Below are 14,876 nucleotides of genomic sequence, written 5' to 3' on the forward strand. Positions count from 1 at the left end.
CTCGTGCCCGCTTTAGCAGTTTTACCGCGCGGCCAATTCAGATAACTTGCCACCAGATATGGTGTTGCGGGGGGAATGAGTTGGCCAGATTCGACAGATACATGCTGTCGCAATTCATGATGCTGTTCGGCTTTTTCGCGCTGGTCCTCGTATCCATCTTCTGGATCAACAAGGCCGTGCGCATGTTCGACCGCCTCGTCAGCGACGGGCAGTCGTCTTGGGTCTTTGTCGAGTTCACCGCGCTCACGCTGCCGGGCGTGATCGGCATCGTGCTGCCGATCGCGGCATTTGCGGGTGCAGTCTATGTGACCAATCGCCTTTCGACCGAAAGCGAGCTGACCGTGATGCAGGCGACCGGTTACTCGCCGTGGCGCATGGCGCGGCCCGTTCTCTACTACGGGGTCATCGTCGCGCTGATGATGTCGCTCCTGTCGCATGTGCTCATCCCACTCAGCCTGCAAAAGCTGGAACAGCGCCGCGCCGAGGTGTCGGGCAATATCACGGCCAAGCTTCTGACCGAGGGCGAATTTCTGCATCCCGCCGCGGGCGTTACCTTTTACATCCGCGAGATCACGCCCGAGGGCGAGCTGCGCAACGTCTTCCTGTCGGATCGCCGCCGCGCGAACGCGCCGACGACCTATACCTCCTCTTCGGCCTATCTGGTGCAGGAGGGCGGCGGGACCAAGCTGGTGATGCTGGACGGGTTGGCGCAGAATATCGCGCCGGATGGCCAGCGCCTCTTCACCACGCATTTCGATGATTTTTCATATGACATCAGCCGCCTCGTGGCGCAAAGCGCGCTCAACCTCGACCGCATCGATTTTGCCGGCACGCCCGAGCTGATCCGCGATCCGGCCGCAGTGGCCGAGCGGACGGGCGTGACGCTCGGGGTCGCGGTCACGGCCCTTCATGCACGTTTTGCGCAGGCGATTCTTTGCATCGTCGCGGCGCTGATCGGGTTTGCCACGCTCTTGCAGGGGGGCTTCAGCCGGTTTGGCGTCTGGCGCCAGATCCTGACCGCGTTCCTCTTGCTGATCGGCGTCAAGCTGGTCGAAGGCGGCGTCGCGGGGCCCGTGCTGATCGCGCCTATGATGTGGCCCCTGCTCTACCTGCCGTCGCTGATCGGCTTCGCCATTGTGTGGATCTTGCTCTATTCCGCTGCGCATCCGGGCGTCTTGCGGCGCCTGCGCGGCATCCGGCGCATCCCGCCGGAGGGGGCGGCCACATGACGCTGCACTGGTATTTCGCGCGCAAGTTCCTCTGGACCTATCTGGGCATCACGGCAATTTTCGCGGTAATCCTCGGCCTCATCGACATGGTGGACGAGTTGCAGGATTTCCCCAACCTCACGGTCTGGGAGGTCGCCGAGGTGGTGCTGCTGAACCTGCCCCATGCCAATTACGAGATCCTGCCGCTGGTCATCATCCTGGCCTCCGTCGCCGTTTTCGTGCGCCTTGCCCGCTCGTCCGAAATGGTGGTGGTGCGCGCCTCTGGCCTCTCGGGGCTGCGCGGCATGAGCGCGCCCGTCCTGATGGCCGCGCTTGTCGGTTTCGTGTCGATTGCGGTTTTCAACCCTCTGGTTGCCGCATCGGCCAAGAGATATCACGATCTGGTCGCCTCCTATAGCGGCTACGGCTCGAACATCCTCGCGCTCTCTGCCGAGGGGCTCTGGCTGCGCCAGGGCAGCGCCGAGGGGCAGACGGTGATCCATGCCGTCTCGGCCAGCGCGGATGTATCGGTGCTGAACGATGCGACCTTCATCTCGTTCTCTCCAACGGGCGATCCCATCCGGCGCATTACCGCGCGCACCGCATCGCTGGGCATCGGCGAGTGGCAATTGACGGACGTCAAGCTCTGGACCCTCGCCAGCGGGCTCAACCCCGAGGCTGGGGCCGAGCGGATGGAGACGCTATCGGTGCCCTCCGCCCTGACCCGCGAGGGCATCGTCGACAGTTTCGGCAAGCCGGAATACATCCCGATCTGGGACCTGCCCGATTTCATCGACCAATTGGAGGCGGCCGGTTTTTCCGCTCGCCGCTATGCCGTCTGGTACGAGATGGAGCTGGCGCGGCCTATTTTCCTGATGGCACTGGTGCTGATCGCCGCTGCCTTCACCATGCGCCATGTGCGCACGACGAACACCGGCGTATCGGTTCTGATCGCGATCATGCTGGGCTTTTCATTGCATTACATCCGCAATTTCGCGCAAGTTCTGGGTGAGAACGGGCAAATTCCAGTGGTTTTGGCCGCTTGGGCCCCGCCCGTTGCGTCATTGATGCTTGCCCTCGGCATCGTTCTGCATATGGAGGACGGATGATCCGCACGCGCCCTCTTGCCACCTCGGCCTTGGCCCTTGTCGCCGCCATCGCCCTGGCCAGCGCCCCCCTGCGCAGCCAAGAGCGCAGCGCCCCCCCAGCCGCCCCCGCTCCGGCGCTGCTGATCGCGGATGATGTGACCCTCGACGGAGATCAAAGCCTGATCGCCACCGGCAATGTCGAGGCTGTCTTCAACGGCCAGCGCCTCAAGGCGCAGAGCATCACCTATGACCGCACCACCGATCAGCTGAAAATCACCGGGCCGCTGACGCTTTATGACGGGGGCTACACCACCGTTCTGGCCAATGAGGGGCAACTGGACCGCGACATGCGCAACGGCATCCTGACCGGCGCGCGGCTGGTGATGGATGATCAGCTGCAACTGGCCGCCAACCAGATCAGCCGCACGGACGGGCGTTATTCGCAGCTCTACAAGGCCGCCGTCACCTCCTGCCGGGTGTGCAAGGAGGGCGACGCGCCGCTGTGGCAGATCCGGGCAAGGCGCGTGATCCACGATGCTGAAACGCGGCAGCTGTTCCTGGACGGCGCGCAATTTCGCGTGGGCAATGTGCCGATCGCCTATTTCCCGCGCCTGCGCCTGCCCGATCCCACGGTTGAACGCCTGACCGGCTTTCTGACGCCATCGTTTTACAATTCTTCGTTGCTCGGAACCGGGGTCAAAGTGCCCTATTTCATCCGTATCGGCGATCACAAGGATCTGACGCTGACGCCGTATTACACGACCGAGACGCGCACCTTGGAGTTCCGCTATCGCCAGGAATTCACCAGGGGCGGGATCGAATTTGAAGGCGCAATCAGCGACGACGATCTCGGAAGGCGTGATCGGCGAGCTTACGTCTTTGGCAAAGGCGTCTTTTCGCTACCGCAGGATTATGTGCTGCGATTCAACATCGAGGCGGTCAAGGACGACGCCTATCTCGTCGATTACGGCTATTCCGACAAGGATCGCCTCGAGAGTGAGATCTCGGTCGAGCGGGTGCGGCGCGATGAATGGCGCCGCGCCGCCCTGACCTATTTCCGCACGCTGCGCGACGATGAAAGCAACGCGACCTTGCCGACCAGCGTCGGCAATCTGGATTATGAGAAACGCTATTTCCCCAAGCGCGTGGGCGGCGAGCTGCGCTTTGCCGCGCAGGCGCATGGGCACTACCGGACATCCTCGCTGACAACGGATGGCCCGGACCTGGACCGCTTTGCCGACGGACGCGACGTCGCGCGGCTGACCGCCAGTGCCGACTGGCTCCGCAGCTGGACGATGGCGAACGGGCTGCGGACCTCCTTTCAGACCGGCGTCGCAGTAGATCATATCGATGTGCGGGGCGCGGCGGTCACGTCCAGCAGTCAGTATACCGACGCCACTCCCAGCGCCGCGCTGACCATGCGCTACCCGCTGGCCAAGACGACGGCGCGCGGCACGGTGCACATGATCGAGCCAGTCGTGCAACTGGCATGGGTTGGCGGCAGCACGCCCAACATCGCCAATGACGAGAGCACTCGGGCCGAGTTCGACGAGGGCAACCTTCTGTCCCTGTCGCGTTTCACCGGCCCCGACCGGCGCGATCGCGGGCTGAGCGCTGTCTGGGGGCTCAACTGGACGCGCTTTGCGCCCGGCGGCCTGCGCAGCACACTCAGCCTGGGCCAGATCATGCGTGAAAAAGCGCAGTTGGAGGTGACCGGCGCCGAGAGCTTTCCCCTGTCCTCAGGGCTGCAGGGATCGACCTCGGATCTTCTGATCGCGGGGCAGATCGCCACGCAGAACGGCCTGACTCTGACCGCGCGCAGCCTGTTCGATGAAGTGTTCGACGCCACCAAGGCAGAGGCGCGCGCCGGTTGGAGGAATGCCGCGCTGGACCTGGGGGCCACTTACATCTGGCTGCCGAACGATCCTCTGGAGGATCGGGGCGGCACGGTTTCGGAATGGGCCTTCGACGCCTCCTACCGATTGTCGCGGCACTGGACGGGCAGCGCCGAATGGCGGTATGACGTGGCCAGCGATGAAAACGTCAATGCCGGCGTCGGCATCACCTATACGAATGAATGCGTCGATGTTACGCTTTCGGCCTCGCGCCGCTTCACCTCTTCCACTATCCTCGAGCCGTCGACGGACATATCGCTGACCGTCGGCCTCCGCGGCTTCAGCGCCCGCGCCGAGGACAAAAGCTACGTTCGGGAATGCAAGAAATGACTTCACTGACCAAGACCGCCAGTCACACCGCCACGCAGGCCATGCGGGCCATCGGCCTCGCTTTCGCGCTGTCGCTGGGGGCGGCGGGCATCGCCGCACCGGGCATCGCCACCGCGCAGGGTCTTTTCGATCCGGTGGTCAAGGTCAACGGCGCCGCCATCACGCAGTATGAGCTGACGCAGCGCGCAGCGCTGCTGAGGCTTTTGCGCGCGCCGGCAGATCCCGCGCGCCTCGCGCGCGAGCAGCTGATCGAGGACCGGCTCAAGGCCGAGGCCGCCGCCGCGCAGGGCATCACCGTCAGTGACGAGCAGATCACCGCCGGGATGCAGAATTTCGCAGCGCAGGGCAATCTTGAGGCTGATCAGATGATCGCCCTGCTCGAGCGGGGCGGCGTCAGCCGTGAGACGTTCGAGGCGTTCATCCGCTCCGGCCTGCTCTGGCGCGAGGTGACGCAGGCGCGCTTTGGCGCCCGCGTCTCCGTCAGCGAGGACGATCTGGAGCGTGCCCGCGCCGCCGTCTCGGACGGCACCGGCGTGCGGGTCCTTCTGTCGGAAATCATCATCCCCTTCGAGGGCCGGGGCGAAGAGCAGGTGCTGGCCAAGGCGCGCGAAATCTCGGATCTGACGTCGACCGCCGCCTTCAGCGCGCAGGCGCGGCAATTCTCGGCCACGCCCACGCGCGAGGCGGGCGGCCAGTTGCCTTGGCAGCCGATCACCAAGCTGCCTCCGGTGCTTCGCCCGCTGGTTCTGGGCCTCGCGCCCGGCGAGGTGACCGATCCGCTGCCGCTAGACGGCGCGGTCGCGCTCTTCCAGTTGCGCGACATCCAGGAAACAGACGTGCAGGAGCCCAGCTATAGCGCTATCGAATACGCCGCCTATTACATTCCCGGCGGGCGCACGCCCGAGGCTTTGGGCCGCGCGGCGCAGATCGATGCGCAGACCGACACCTGCGACGACCTCTATGGCATCGCGCAGGGCCAGCCCGAAAGCGTGCTGGAGCGCGGCACCAAGGCCCTCGGCGAAATTCCGGATGATATCGCCATTTCGCTGTCGCGGCTGGACCCCGGCGAAGTGTCCTATGACGTGACGCGCGCCAATGGTCAGACGCTGGTCCTTCTTATGATGTGCGGTCGCAGCGAGACGATAGAGGGCGCAGGTGAGGGCGCGGAAGGCGGCGAAGACGCTGGCGACGATACCGCGCAACTGGCGCAGCAGATCGGAGCGCGGCGCCTCGAATCCTTTGCCGACGGCTATCTGGAGCAGTTGCGCGCCGAGGCGCGTATCATCGAATACTGATGCCAGCTGCCCTGCCCATCGCCCTCACCTGCGGCGAGCCGGCGGGCGTCGGCCCGGAGCTGGCACAAAAGGCGTGGGAGGCTTTGGGGCCGTCCCTGCCCTTCTTCTGGATCGGCGATCCGTCGCATCTGCCGGGAGGCTGCCCCGTGCAGGTTATCGACCGTCCCGCCCAGGCCGACCCGTCCAAGGGGTTGCCGGTGCTCTCCCATCCCATGCCCGGCCCGCTGACCCTCGGCACGCCCAATCCGGCCCATGCCCAAGGGGTCATCGACGTCATCGCCCGCGGTGTGGATCTGGTGCGGGACGGCGCGGCGCTGGCCCTTTGCACCGCGCCCATTCACAAGAAGGCGCTGCAGGATGGCGCGGGCTTTGGCCATCCGGGCCATACCGAATACCTTGCCGCGCTGACAGGCACGCCGCGCGTGGTGATGATGCTGGCCAGCGATCAGCTGCGCGTGGTGCCGACGACCATTCACATCCCTCTGGCCGAGGTGCCGGGCGCGCTCACGCGCGAGTTGCTGGTCGACACGATACGCATCACCCATGCCGGCCTCATCCGCGATTTTGGTATCGCGGCACCCCGTATCGCCGTCGCGGGCCTCAACCCCCATGCAGGCGAAGGCGGCAAGATGGGCCGCGAGGAACTGGACATGATCGCCCCGCTGATTGCCGAATTGCAGGCCGAGAGGATGGATATCACCGGGCCCATGTCCGCCGACACGATGTTCCACGCCGCCGCGCGCGCCGGATATGATGCCGCCATCGCGATGTATCACGATCAGGCTCTGATCCCGATCAAGACGCTGGATTTCGACCGGGGCGTCAACGTGACGCTGGGCCTGCCCATCGTGCGTACCTCGCCCGATCACGGCACCGCACTGGACATCGCCGGTCGCGGTATGGCCAACCCCACCTCGCTGATTGAAGCGCTGAAAATGGCGGCGCGCATGGGCGCCGCGCGAAGCGCATGAGCATCGACACGCTGCCCCCGCTGCGGCAGGTGATCGCCGCGCATGAGCTGAGCGCGCGCAAATCGCTGGGGCAGAACTTCCTTCTGGACCTGAACCTGACGGCCAAGATTGCGCGGCAGGCGGGCGATCTGACCGAGTGCGACGTGCTGGAGATCGGCCCCGGCCCCGGTGGCCTGACGCGCGGCTTGCTGGCCGAAGGCGCTCGCCGTGTGCTGGCGATCGAGAAAGACCCCCGCTGCCTACCCGCGCTGAACGAGATCGCCGAGGCCTATCCGGGCCGCCTGACCGTGATCGAGGGGGACGCTCTGAAGGTCGACCCGCTAGAGCATCTGACGCCGCCCATCCGGGTCGCCGCCAACCTGCCCTATAATGTCGGGACCGAGCTTTTGGTTCGTTGGCTGACACCCGATGCATGGCCACCCTTCTGGCAATCGCTCACGCTGATGTTCCAGCGCGAAGTGGCCGAGCGCATCGTGGCCGCGCCCGGCTCCAAGGCGTATGGCCGCCTTGCCCTTCTGGCCCAGTGGCGGGCCGAGCCGCGCATCGTCATGCATCTCCCGCCCGAGGCGTTCAGCCCTCCGCCGAAAGTTTCATCCGCAGTTGTGCATCTCGCCGCCCTGCCCCAGCCGCGCTATCCCGCGCAGCCCAAGCTGCTGGAGCGGACAGTCGCCATGGCCTTCAACCAGCGACGCAAGATGCTGCGCGCGGCGCTCAAGGGGCTGGCGCCCGATATCGAGGACCGGCTGATCGCCTCGGGCATCCAGCCGACCGACCGGGCCGAGACCGTCGGGCTGGAGCAGTTCTGCGCCCTCGCCCGCACGCTGGAATGACCATCGCAATCCTCCTGCCTGCTGCCGGCGCATCCTCGCGCATGGACGGGCGCGACAAGCTGATGGAAGAGGTCGGCGGCGTGCCCCTGCTGCTGCGCCAGACAAGGCGCGCGCTGGCCACGGGCGCCGATGTTCTGGTGACGACCCGCGCTGATTTCCCCGCCCGGATCGCCGCGCTGAAGGGCACGGCCGCACGACCCGTGCCGGTAGACGCGCCGGAGGAAGGCATCGCGGCCTCCCTGCGCGCCGGGATCGCCGCCCTGCCGGATGGCGCCAGCGCGCTGATGATCCTTCTGCCGGACCTGCCCGATATCGATATCGACGATCTAAAGGCCATGCTGGCCGCCCATCGCGCGGCACCGGACCGCATTCTGCGGGCCGTGGCGGGGAATGGTACAGCGGGCCATCCCACGCTCTTCCCGGCGCGGTATTTCCCTCAGCTAGCGCACGTGAGCGGCGATACCGGCGCGGCCGCACTGATCCGCGCGGCGGGCTTCGATCCCGTCCCATTACCCGGCGACCGCGCCACTACCGATCTGGACACGCCCGAGGCGTGGGCGGCGTGGCGTGCGCGAGACTCCTGAGAATCGCTGAACCCAAGAACGAAACAATCCCGGTCTTGCGACCGGGATTGCCTATCACTTTGCATCCAAGATGCCCCGCGACCGGAACCCAAGGGCTTATCTGGTCAGCAGGCGCGCCTCGTGACGTTTCAGCGAGCGGCGGGCGGCCTGATAGGCCTCGATACCCTCAAGATCGCGCAGCTCGGGGAAGAGCGCGTAGATCTCACCGCGCTGTGCGTCGTCCATATCGTCGAGCGTCTGCTCACCGGGCTGGAAGCTCTCGGTCCAGCTGCCATTCGACAGGACGACCTCGTGCTGGTCGAACATGAAGTGGATATAGCTGATCGCACTCGTGTCCACCGCATCCACGCCCTCGAGATCGGTCAGATGCTTGGCGGCGGCCAGCACTTCGCGATCCTCGAAATAGAGCGCGGTCTTCTCGTTGTTGATCAGCACGCGGTGGTTCGGGCTGACCAGCAGGTCGCGCTCGGGCAGGCCACGGCCAAGGCTTCCGGCGCGGATCAGAACCGGGCGCAGTTGCGGCGCTTGCAAAAGCTCGGCTCCTTCCAGATCACGGCGGCCCAGCCAGCGGATTTCCTGCAACCCGTTGTCGCGCGTGATGATCCGGTCGCCGACCTGAAGCTCCTCCACCAGACGCTCGCCCTTGGGCGTGGCGATCACGGTGCCGGGGGTAAAGCAGGGGATGATCCGCTCGATTTCCTGGAAGGTCATCGAGCCGGTCACGGCCCCGCCCGGCGCATCGAGGAAGTTGATCGTGCCGCTGGTCGAATTGCCATCGGCATCGACCGTCTCGCCGACGATCTTGTAGGGACCGGCACCGGTCAGATCGAGCGTGTCGAAATCATCGCCGCCCGAGCCGCCATCTGCATTGTCGCCATTGCCGTCCTCGGCGGACGCGATGATGAACGTATCGCGGCCGGTCCCGCCCGACATGTCATCCGCACCGGCGCCGCCGATGAGGATGTCATCGCCTTTACCGCCAAGGATGCTGTCGTCACCGTCCTGGCCTTGGATCAAATCATCGTCGATCCCGCCGTCCAGCGTGTCATCCCCGCTGCCGCCAAGGATCGTGTCGTTGTCATCCTCGCCAAAGATCAGGTCGTCGCCCGCACCGCCATCGATGTAGTCGTCACCATTGTCCAGCTCGGGATCGATTGCGTCCGGGATGTTGGCCACAGACAGTTTGATACCACCATAGATGGTGTCGTTGCCGTCACCGCCAAGGATGGCGTCGCTGCCCTCACCGCCGATCACCAGATCGTCGCCCTCGCCCGCGTCGATCTCATCGTCATCAAGACCGCCGAAAATCACGTCATCCCCGGCACCGCCGGTGATGGTGTCGGCATCGTCGCCGGTAAAGATGGTGTCGTTTCCCGCACCGCCCGAAACGAGGTCACGATCATTCTCGGTATCCGGATCGGCAGGCACGCCCGCCGGATCGTTGAAGCCGTCATCCGGCAGCGGCGTGTTGGACCCTGTCAGCGGCGCACTGGTGTCGATGAAGTCGTCGCCGTCACCGCCAAGTGCCGTATCCTGACCGTCGCCGCCCAGGATGATGTCCTTGCCGTCACCGCCGATCAGCGAGTCGTCGCCGGTGCCACCCTTCAGGGTGTCGTTGCCCGCGCCGCCATTCAGGCTGTCATCGCCCGCATCGCCGCTCATGCTGTCATCGCCCGTGCCGCCATAGAGCGTGTCATCGCCGTCACGCCCGCGGACGGTGTCATCCCCGGCACCCGCCTCAACGATATCGTCGTTCGAGCCGACATCGCCCAGGATCGCGTCATTGGCGTCGATCCGGTCGCCATCGGGATCGCCGGTATACGAAAGGTCGATCACATCGTTGCCGGCCGTGCCCGACACGATGCCGTCGCGCTCCGGAAGATCGGGCAGGATCAGGTTCTCGATCTCGGTAAAGGTCATGGTGCCGGTGACGGCACCAGTGTGATCCAGGAATTCGACCGTGCCGCTGGTCGAATTGCCATCGGCATCGGTGGTCTGGCCCACGATGCGCAGCGGGCCGCTACCCGACAGATCAAGCGTGTCATCGTCATCCCCGCCCGCGCCGCCATCGACCATGTCGCCCGCGGTGCCGCCAATGATCAAGTCCGCATCATCGCCGCCCCAGATCTGATCCGCGCCCGCGCCGCCGGTCATAACGTCCTCGCCGCCCTCGCCCAGCAGGCTGTCATCGCCTTCGCCGCCATTCAGGGTATCGTCGCCCGACGCGACCTCCTGGACCGTGTCGTAATAGATGTCGGTGATCTTGATACCCGAGGTTTGCGGCCCGTTCTGGGTGTGCTCCACCTCGATCCGCGCCACGGGTCCGGGTATCTCGACCAGAACAGAGTAGGCCGGATCGGTGTTGTCGCCGTATCCGCCCCTGCTGTCGGCCGTATCGGCCCCCGCCACCGAGTCCCTGTCCAGCAGGGTCACGCACGCGCCGGCGGTCAGGTTCACGGTCGTCGCATTGCCATCGGCATCGAAGGCGCGCACTTGGACGACGCCGTCACCATCTACATCGTTGATGCGAAACGCGACATCCTCAACGGAGTTCGAGAAATCGAATTTGTAGGAGGAGCATCCACCCTTGCTCAGCACGTTGTCGAGCGCGCTCTTGGCGTCCGGCGCAGGCAGATTGCCGGTGTCCAGACCGGCGACAAGATGCTTGTCTTCGCTATAGACCGTCGGACCGGTCGACGTGCCGCTGAAGGTCACCTCGGTCTTGCCGGTATCCTGGGTAAAGCCGCGCAGCTTGTCGCCATCATCGATGTCGTTCCACTTGTCGTGGATGTGATGGGGATCGGGCGCCTCGCTCCATTTGAAGACCTCGCGCGTGGGGCCGTTATCCGCGGTGTCGCGATCACCAAGCAGCAAATCGTTGCCTGCGCCGCCATCCAGAGAATCGTCGCCCGCGCCGCCAAAGACTTCGTCGTCATCCGCGCCCGCCAAAACGATATCGTCGCCATCGCCAGCATTGACGACGTCCTGATCGCCGCTCTCGCCGGGAAGGCGTGCATCACCCCCGTCGATCGCATCGCACTGCGGATCGCCCCTGTAATTGGCGTCGATCGTATCGTCACCGCGGGTTCCATCCACGACGCCGGCACCGGTGTCCGTTCTATCGATACCCATAACATTCCCCTCATACACAACCGTGACCGGTGCACCGCAAATCACGGTCATTGCAAATCGTTACTGACGTCGACGCGGCCGATAACGGTCTTCACGCGACTCGCACTTAACCGAGGGAGAATGGTGGATACGCAAGCAGGAACGCGCCGCGAAGACACTCCGCGACTACGCGTCTTCATCATATCGCAATTCAGCGACACGGCGCTCACACGTCTCCCACATCTGCAAAGATGCACGTTCCGTGTGGCCGCCCCCATGACCACAAACACTACCCCCCAGTGGGCATAATTCTTGTAGGTTACCGCCCGCGGCGAACAAAGCGAAATTTGAGCCAATTGTGTTTTGAATGTGGCGCAATCCGGATGATCGCGCCACTGTCTTGCCGCAATTCAGAACGCAAGTATGCAGCTGTTTTCACTCAATTTATGCGGGTATTCATCTATTCTAGCCCAATAAAAAAAGGCATGAACCGGCGCACGAATCCGGTTTTGACAGCCTGTTTGTGTGGCAGGATTGCGTCCCCAAACACCGTCGAGCCGCCCCGATCCGGTCGTTAACTATGTCAGAATTTCGGCAAAAAAAATGTCGTCAGAAAAGGACCAATCACCACGGATTCGTCGATTTGGCTCCAATTGGGAAACTCGGGATCGTCGAATCGGCTCATGCCTCATGAGACATGGCGCCGACGCACCGCCATGTGGGTAACGCCGCAGCAGGCCAATATGGAACAAGAAACCGCGAGTGGTTTTTGCGAGTGCGCAGACATCGCAAACCGTATCATCCAATCTCGATTTGCGGAAAGTCCCATCAGAACAGGGCGGTACCCAAGGCCGGCCACGAACCGGCAAGGCTTGCGGCGGGGGATTTTGAATTTGCCTGAAGCCGCGCCTTGTCATGTGCCTGTCTGAATTCGCGCACATGTACACTGTAAGAACAGACCATGAAACTGTGGCTGGGGCACGCCAATAGAGATCCGCTTTGCCGGAGCCTGGACTCTGAACCTATGAATGCGACGCGACCTAGAAGCGAGGAGAAGCCGCTGCCCGAACTCTCGGTGAAACCAATATATACTCCAGAAAGCCTCGGTCCCACACAGCGCGCCCGCTTTCATCATCCTCTCGGGATCGCACTGTGTGGCCTAGGGCGATCGCGCCCAAGATCGAAGCCGACCAATACCAGCCGCGCTTGTGTGACGGTTCCGCCGCTCGGCTGGATACCGTTTCGTCGGGGTCGCCGCCGCCAGACGCGTTCAGCATCAAATCGGGAGCGATCAAGATGTTCTACACGCGCCTGGCCGAGGTGCGCGGCCCGTAGATAGCGAACACCGCTGCCTCCAAATGCAGGCAGATTGCGAGGGCGAAGATCATGCGACGTCTATGATCTTATTCTGGTAAACGGCGTAGTCGTCTGCGTCTGAAAAACAGCCGATATGCGGGGCCGTCAGGTCAAAGACCTTGCCTGCAGCATCAATATTCCAGTCGGCAAAGCGATCCCCGAACAGCGGCTCAAGCGTGTTGGTGATATAGTCTTGCAGGCTCATGCCGGTGCCAGTGCGCAGCACGGAATTGGCCGGGACAGAAAAATCGCCATTTACCGGATCGGCGAACACGCTGCTGATTGCAACAGACTGGTCATTAGCTCCAACTGGCACTTGGGCAGTCTGCGAGTTGACATTGTAGTCGCGAAAATTTGTCTGCCCACCAGCCCCTCCGCCATGCCAGTAATTGTTGACCAGATCAAAGAAGACCTGCGAGTGATTGTTTGATGTTTCGCCCAGCGTCAGTGTATTCCCAACCGCTGAAAGATCGGACCCGTTGATCTCGGGCTGCGGAATAAACGAGTTGTTCGCAAAGACCATCGGCCCGGCAGGTGTGGGGCTTGGTGTGCTGGAACGGTTCTGATCGACAAAGGCACGGGACGTGTTGCCGCTGCCGGCGTTAAAGGTCGCGGGGAACAGGCACGAGATATAGTAGAGTTGCGAGGCGTCCTGATAGGTGGCGTAGCCGTCGCAATCCTTGAATGCCATGCCGATGGATAGCGTTCTGATCGTGCCCTGATAATGGTTGAACTTGTTGGCATGGGCGGAATACCCGGATGCGACGCAAAGGCAGTGGTCGAAGATGCTGTCCGGGTTTCCGAACCCTCGGATTGGAGAGCTTGCTGCACCAAAAACATAACACCGACGCAAGCGTGAAAATCCGGGTGTAGCCATGAATATGCCAAAGCTGTTTTGCACATCTTCCACCGAGCAGCGGTTCACAAACGCCCGCGCACCATTCATTGTTATCGCAGCCCGGTCACCGCTTTGGCGCGTCTTGCTGACCTTAACGTGGTCTATGGAAACATCCGTGGCGTCACTGATAGACGTGTTTGCATAAATACCAATGCCGTTACCCGTGCCGGTGCCAGCCTGCTGGCGCACATCGAAGCCGCGCATAGCGCAGCGACTGCCCTCGACATGAAATCCCAGCGTGCGAGCCGAGTATTCAATTCCGGTGTTGATGTTTGCCGGGTTGTTAGGTCGCACGTACACAGTGACGGTTTCATCACCCTCATCAATCCAGCCATACTGCCCCTGCTCCATTGCCGGGATCAGGTTGAAGATGGCGAACTTAGCCGAGGGACTTGCCGCCCCACCCTGAGCAACGATACCAGTGTCATTGACCACCGTGATCTTGTTACTCACCGGATCGAAACTGGAAATTTCCATGATGGAAATTGCGTTGGGTGAGCGGAAGGCGTGAATAATCGCACCCTCGATCTGCTCTTGGGTATAGTTATTCGTCACCGATGTCAGAGTATAGCCGTCAATCTCGTCAGTGTTCTTGAGGTGGATGGTGTCAGCAGTCATGTAGTTTCCGACCGCGAACTCTCCCATCAAGGGCGAGATGCCGTATTCCTCTTCAATTTTCAGAGCGCGCCAATTTGGTGTTCCCCATTCTCGGCAAATGAACAGCCGCTCGCCGTTTTCGTGCAGGTTCATATTGTATGGATCGTTTTGCGCGATGCTCGTCTTGTTCATCACCTTCTTATAGATGCTGGCATAGTTCGACCCGACGCGAGTTTGGTCTGCCACCGTGCATTGCACGAGCCCAGTCATTACCTCGGCCCCGGTCAGGATCGGTTTGTCGGTGCCGTAGCCCTCCCAAGTGACGCCCTGCTTAACGTCGATCTGCTCACGGTATGTTCCAGCCCGAACCTTGATGCGGTCGCCATCGACTGCGGCAGCCTTTGCCGCGCCCATTGTGGCAAAGGCATTCGCCAGCGACGACCCATCATTCACATCTGATCCATTAGCCTGATCGACGAAAAGCGTGCCGCGTGTTCCGAAATCAACCGTTTCGTCCCAGCCCTGCGCGAAGACCGTTTCATGAAATGATGCTGTATTGTTAGCTCTTAACCGAACAGCAGCAGTATTTATGACTGGCATTATTCAGCCTCCTTAACAGAATACTTCGAAATCGACGGTCGTGTCGCGAAGGTGGTGGAAATTTGAAGGTGGCGTAATCTCCGGGTGAACTTGAACCCACCCAACCGGCGGCA

Annotated in this window: 9 protein-coding genes; 7 read left to right on the plus strand and 2 right to left on the minus strand. The window is 62.8% G+C overall.

The genetic code is table 11. The features are described 5' to 3' along the window. Positions 1-101: 101 nt before the first annotated feature. Genes lptF through ACEWPL_RS03855 form a run of 7 tightly spaced genes read left to right on the plus strand, consistent with a single transcriptional unit; the run spans position 102 to position 8,201 of the window. Positions 102-1,229: an LPS export ABC transporter permease LptF gene (gene lptF, locus ACEWPL_RS03825; RefSeq protein ID WP_393930213.1), complete on the plus strand. Its 1,128-nt coding sequence runs from the start codon at positions 102-104 to the stop codon at positions 1,227-1,229. Next, a complete protein-coding gene (gene lptG / locus ACEWPL_RS03830) occupies positions 1,226-2,317 on the plus strand; it encodes an LPS export ABC transporter permease LptG (protein WP_393929961.1) in 1,092 nt (363 codons plus the stop codon). The genes lptF and lptG overlap by 4 nt, the downstream gene beginning before the upstream one ends. Continuing rightward, on the plus strand, positions 2,314-4,521 hold the full coding sequence (locus ACEWPL_RS03835; RefSeq protein WP_393929959.1) for an LPS-assembly protein LptD: 2,208 nt from the start codon (positions 2,314-2,316) through the stop codon (positions 4,519-4,521). Before lptG ends, ACEWPL_RS03835 begins: the two co-directional genes overlap by 4 nt. Continuing rightward, on the plus strand, positions 4,518-5,816 hold the full coding sequence (locus tag ACEWPL_RS03840; RefSeq protein WP_393929957.1) for a SurA N-terminal domain-containing protein: 1,299 nt from the start codon (positions 4,518-4,520) through the stop codon (positions 5,814-5,816). Before ACEWPL_RS03835 ends, ACEWPL_RS03840 begins: the two co-directional genes overlap by 4 nt. Further along, positions 5,816-6,787: a 4-hydroxythreonine-4-phosphate dehydrogenase PdxA gene (gene pdxA / locus ACEWPL_RS03845; protein ID WP_393929955.1), complete on the plus strand. Its 972-nt coding sequence runs from the start codon at positions 5,816-5,818 to the stop codon at positions 6,785-6,787. The genes ACEWPL_RS03840 and pdxA overlap by 1 nt, the downstream gene beginning before the upstream one ends. Further along, the gene (gene rsmA, locus ACEWPL_RS03850) at positions 6,784-7,617 is read left to right on the plus strand and encodes a 16S rRNA (adenine(1518)-N(6)/adenine(1519)-N(6))-dimethyltransferase RsmA (RefSeq protein WP_393929953.1); all 834 of its coding nucleotides are present in this window, start codon (positions 6,784-6,786) and stop codon (positions 7,615-7,617) included. Before pdxA ends, rsmA begins: the two co-directional genes overlap by 4 nt. Beyond that, the gene (locus ACEWPL_RS03855) at positions 7,614-8,201 is read left to right on the plus strand and encodes a nucleotidyltransferase family protein (RefSeq protein ID WP_393929951.1); all 588 of its coding nucleotides are present in this window, start codon (positions 7,614-7,616) and stop codon (positions 8,199-8,201) included. Before rsmA ends, ACEWPL_RS03855 begins: the two co-directional genes overlap by 4 nt. Positions 8,202-8,297: 96 nt before the next feature. Here ACEWPL_RS03855 and ACEWPL_RS03860 read toward each other — a convergent pair whose 3' ends face one another. Both ACEWPL_RS03860 and ACEWPL_RS03865 read right to left on the minus strand, forming a co-directional pair. Further along, on the minus strand, positions 8,298-11,333 hold the full coding sequence (locus ACEWPL_RS03860) for a Hint domain-containing protein (protein ID WP_393929949.1): 3,036 nt from the start codon (positions 11,331-11,333) through the stop codon (positions 8,298-8,300). A 1,363-nt stretch (positions 11,334-12,696) separates the two neighbouring features. Next, positions 12,697-14,763: a hypothetical protein gene (locus ACEWPL_RS03865; protein ID WP_393929947.1), complete on the minus strand. Its 2,067-nt coding sequence runs from the start codon at positions 14,761-14,763 to the stop codon at positions 12,697-12,699. Positions 14,764-14,876 lie beyond the last annotated feature (113 nt).

Source organism: Roseovarius roseus (genome assembly GCF_043355935.2).
GTDB lineage: Bacteria > Pseudomonadota > Alphaproteobacteria > Rhodobacterales > Rhodobacteraceae > Roseovarius > Roseovarius roseus.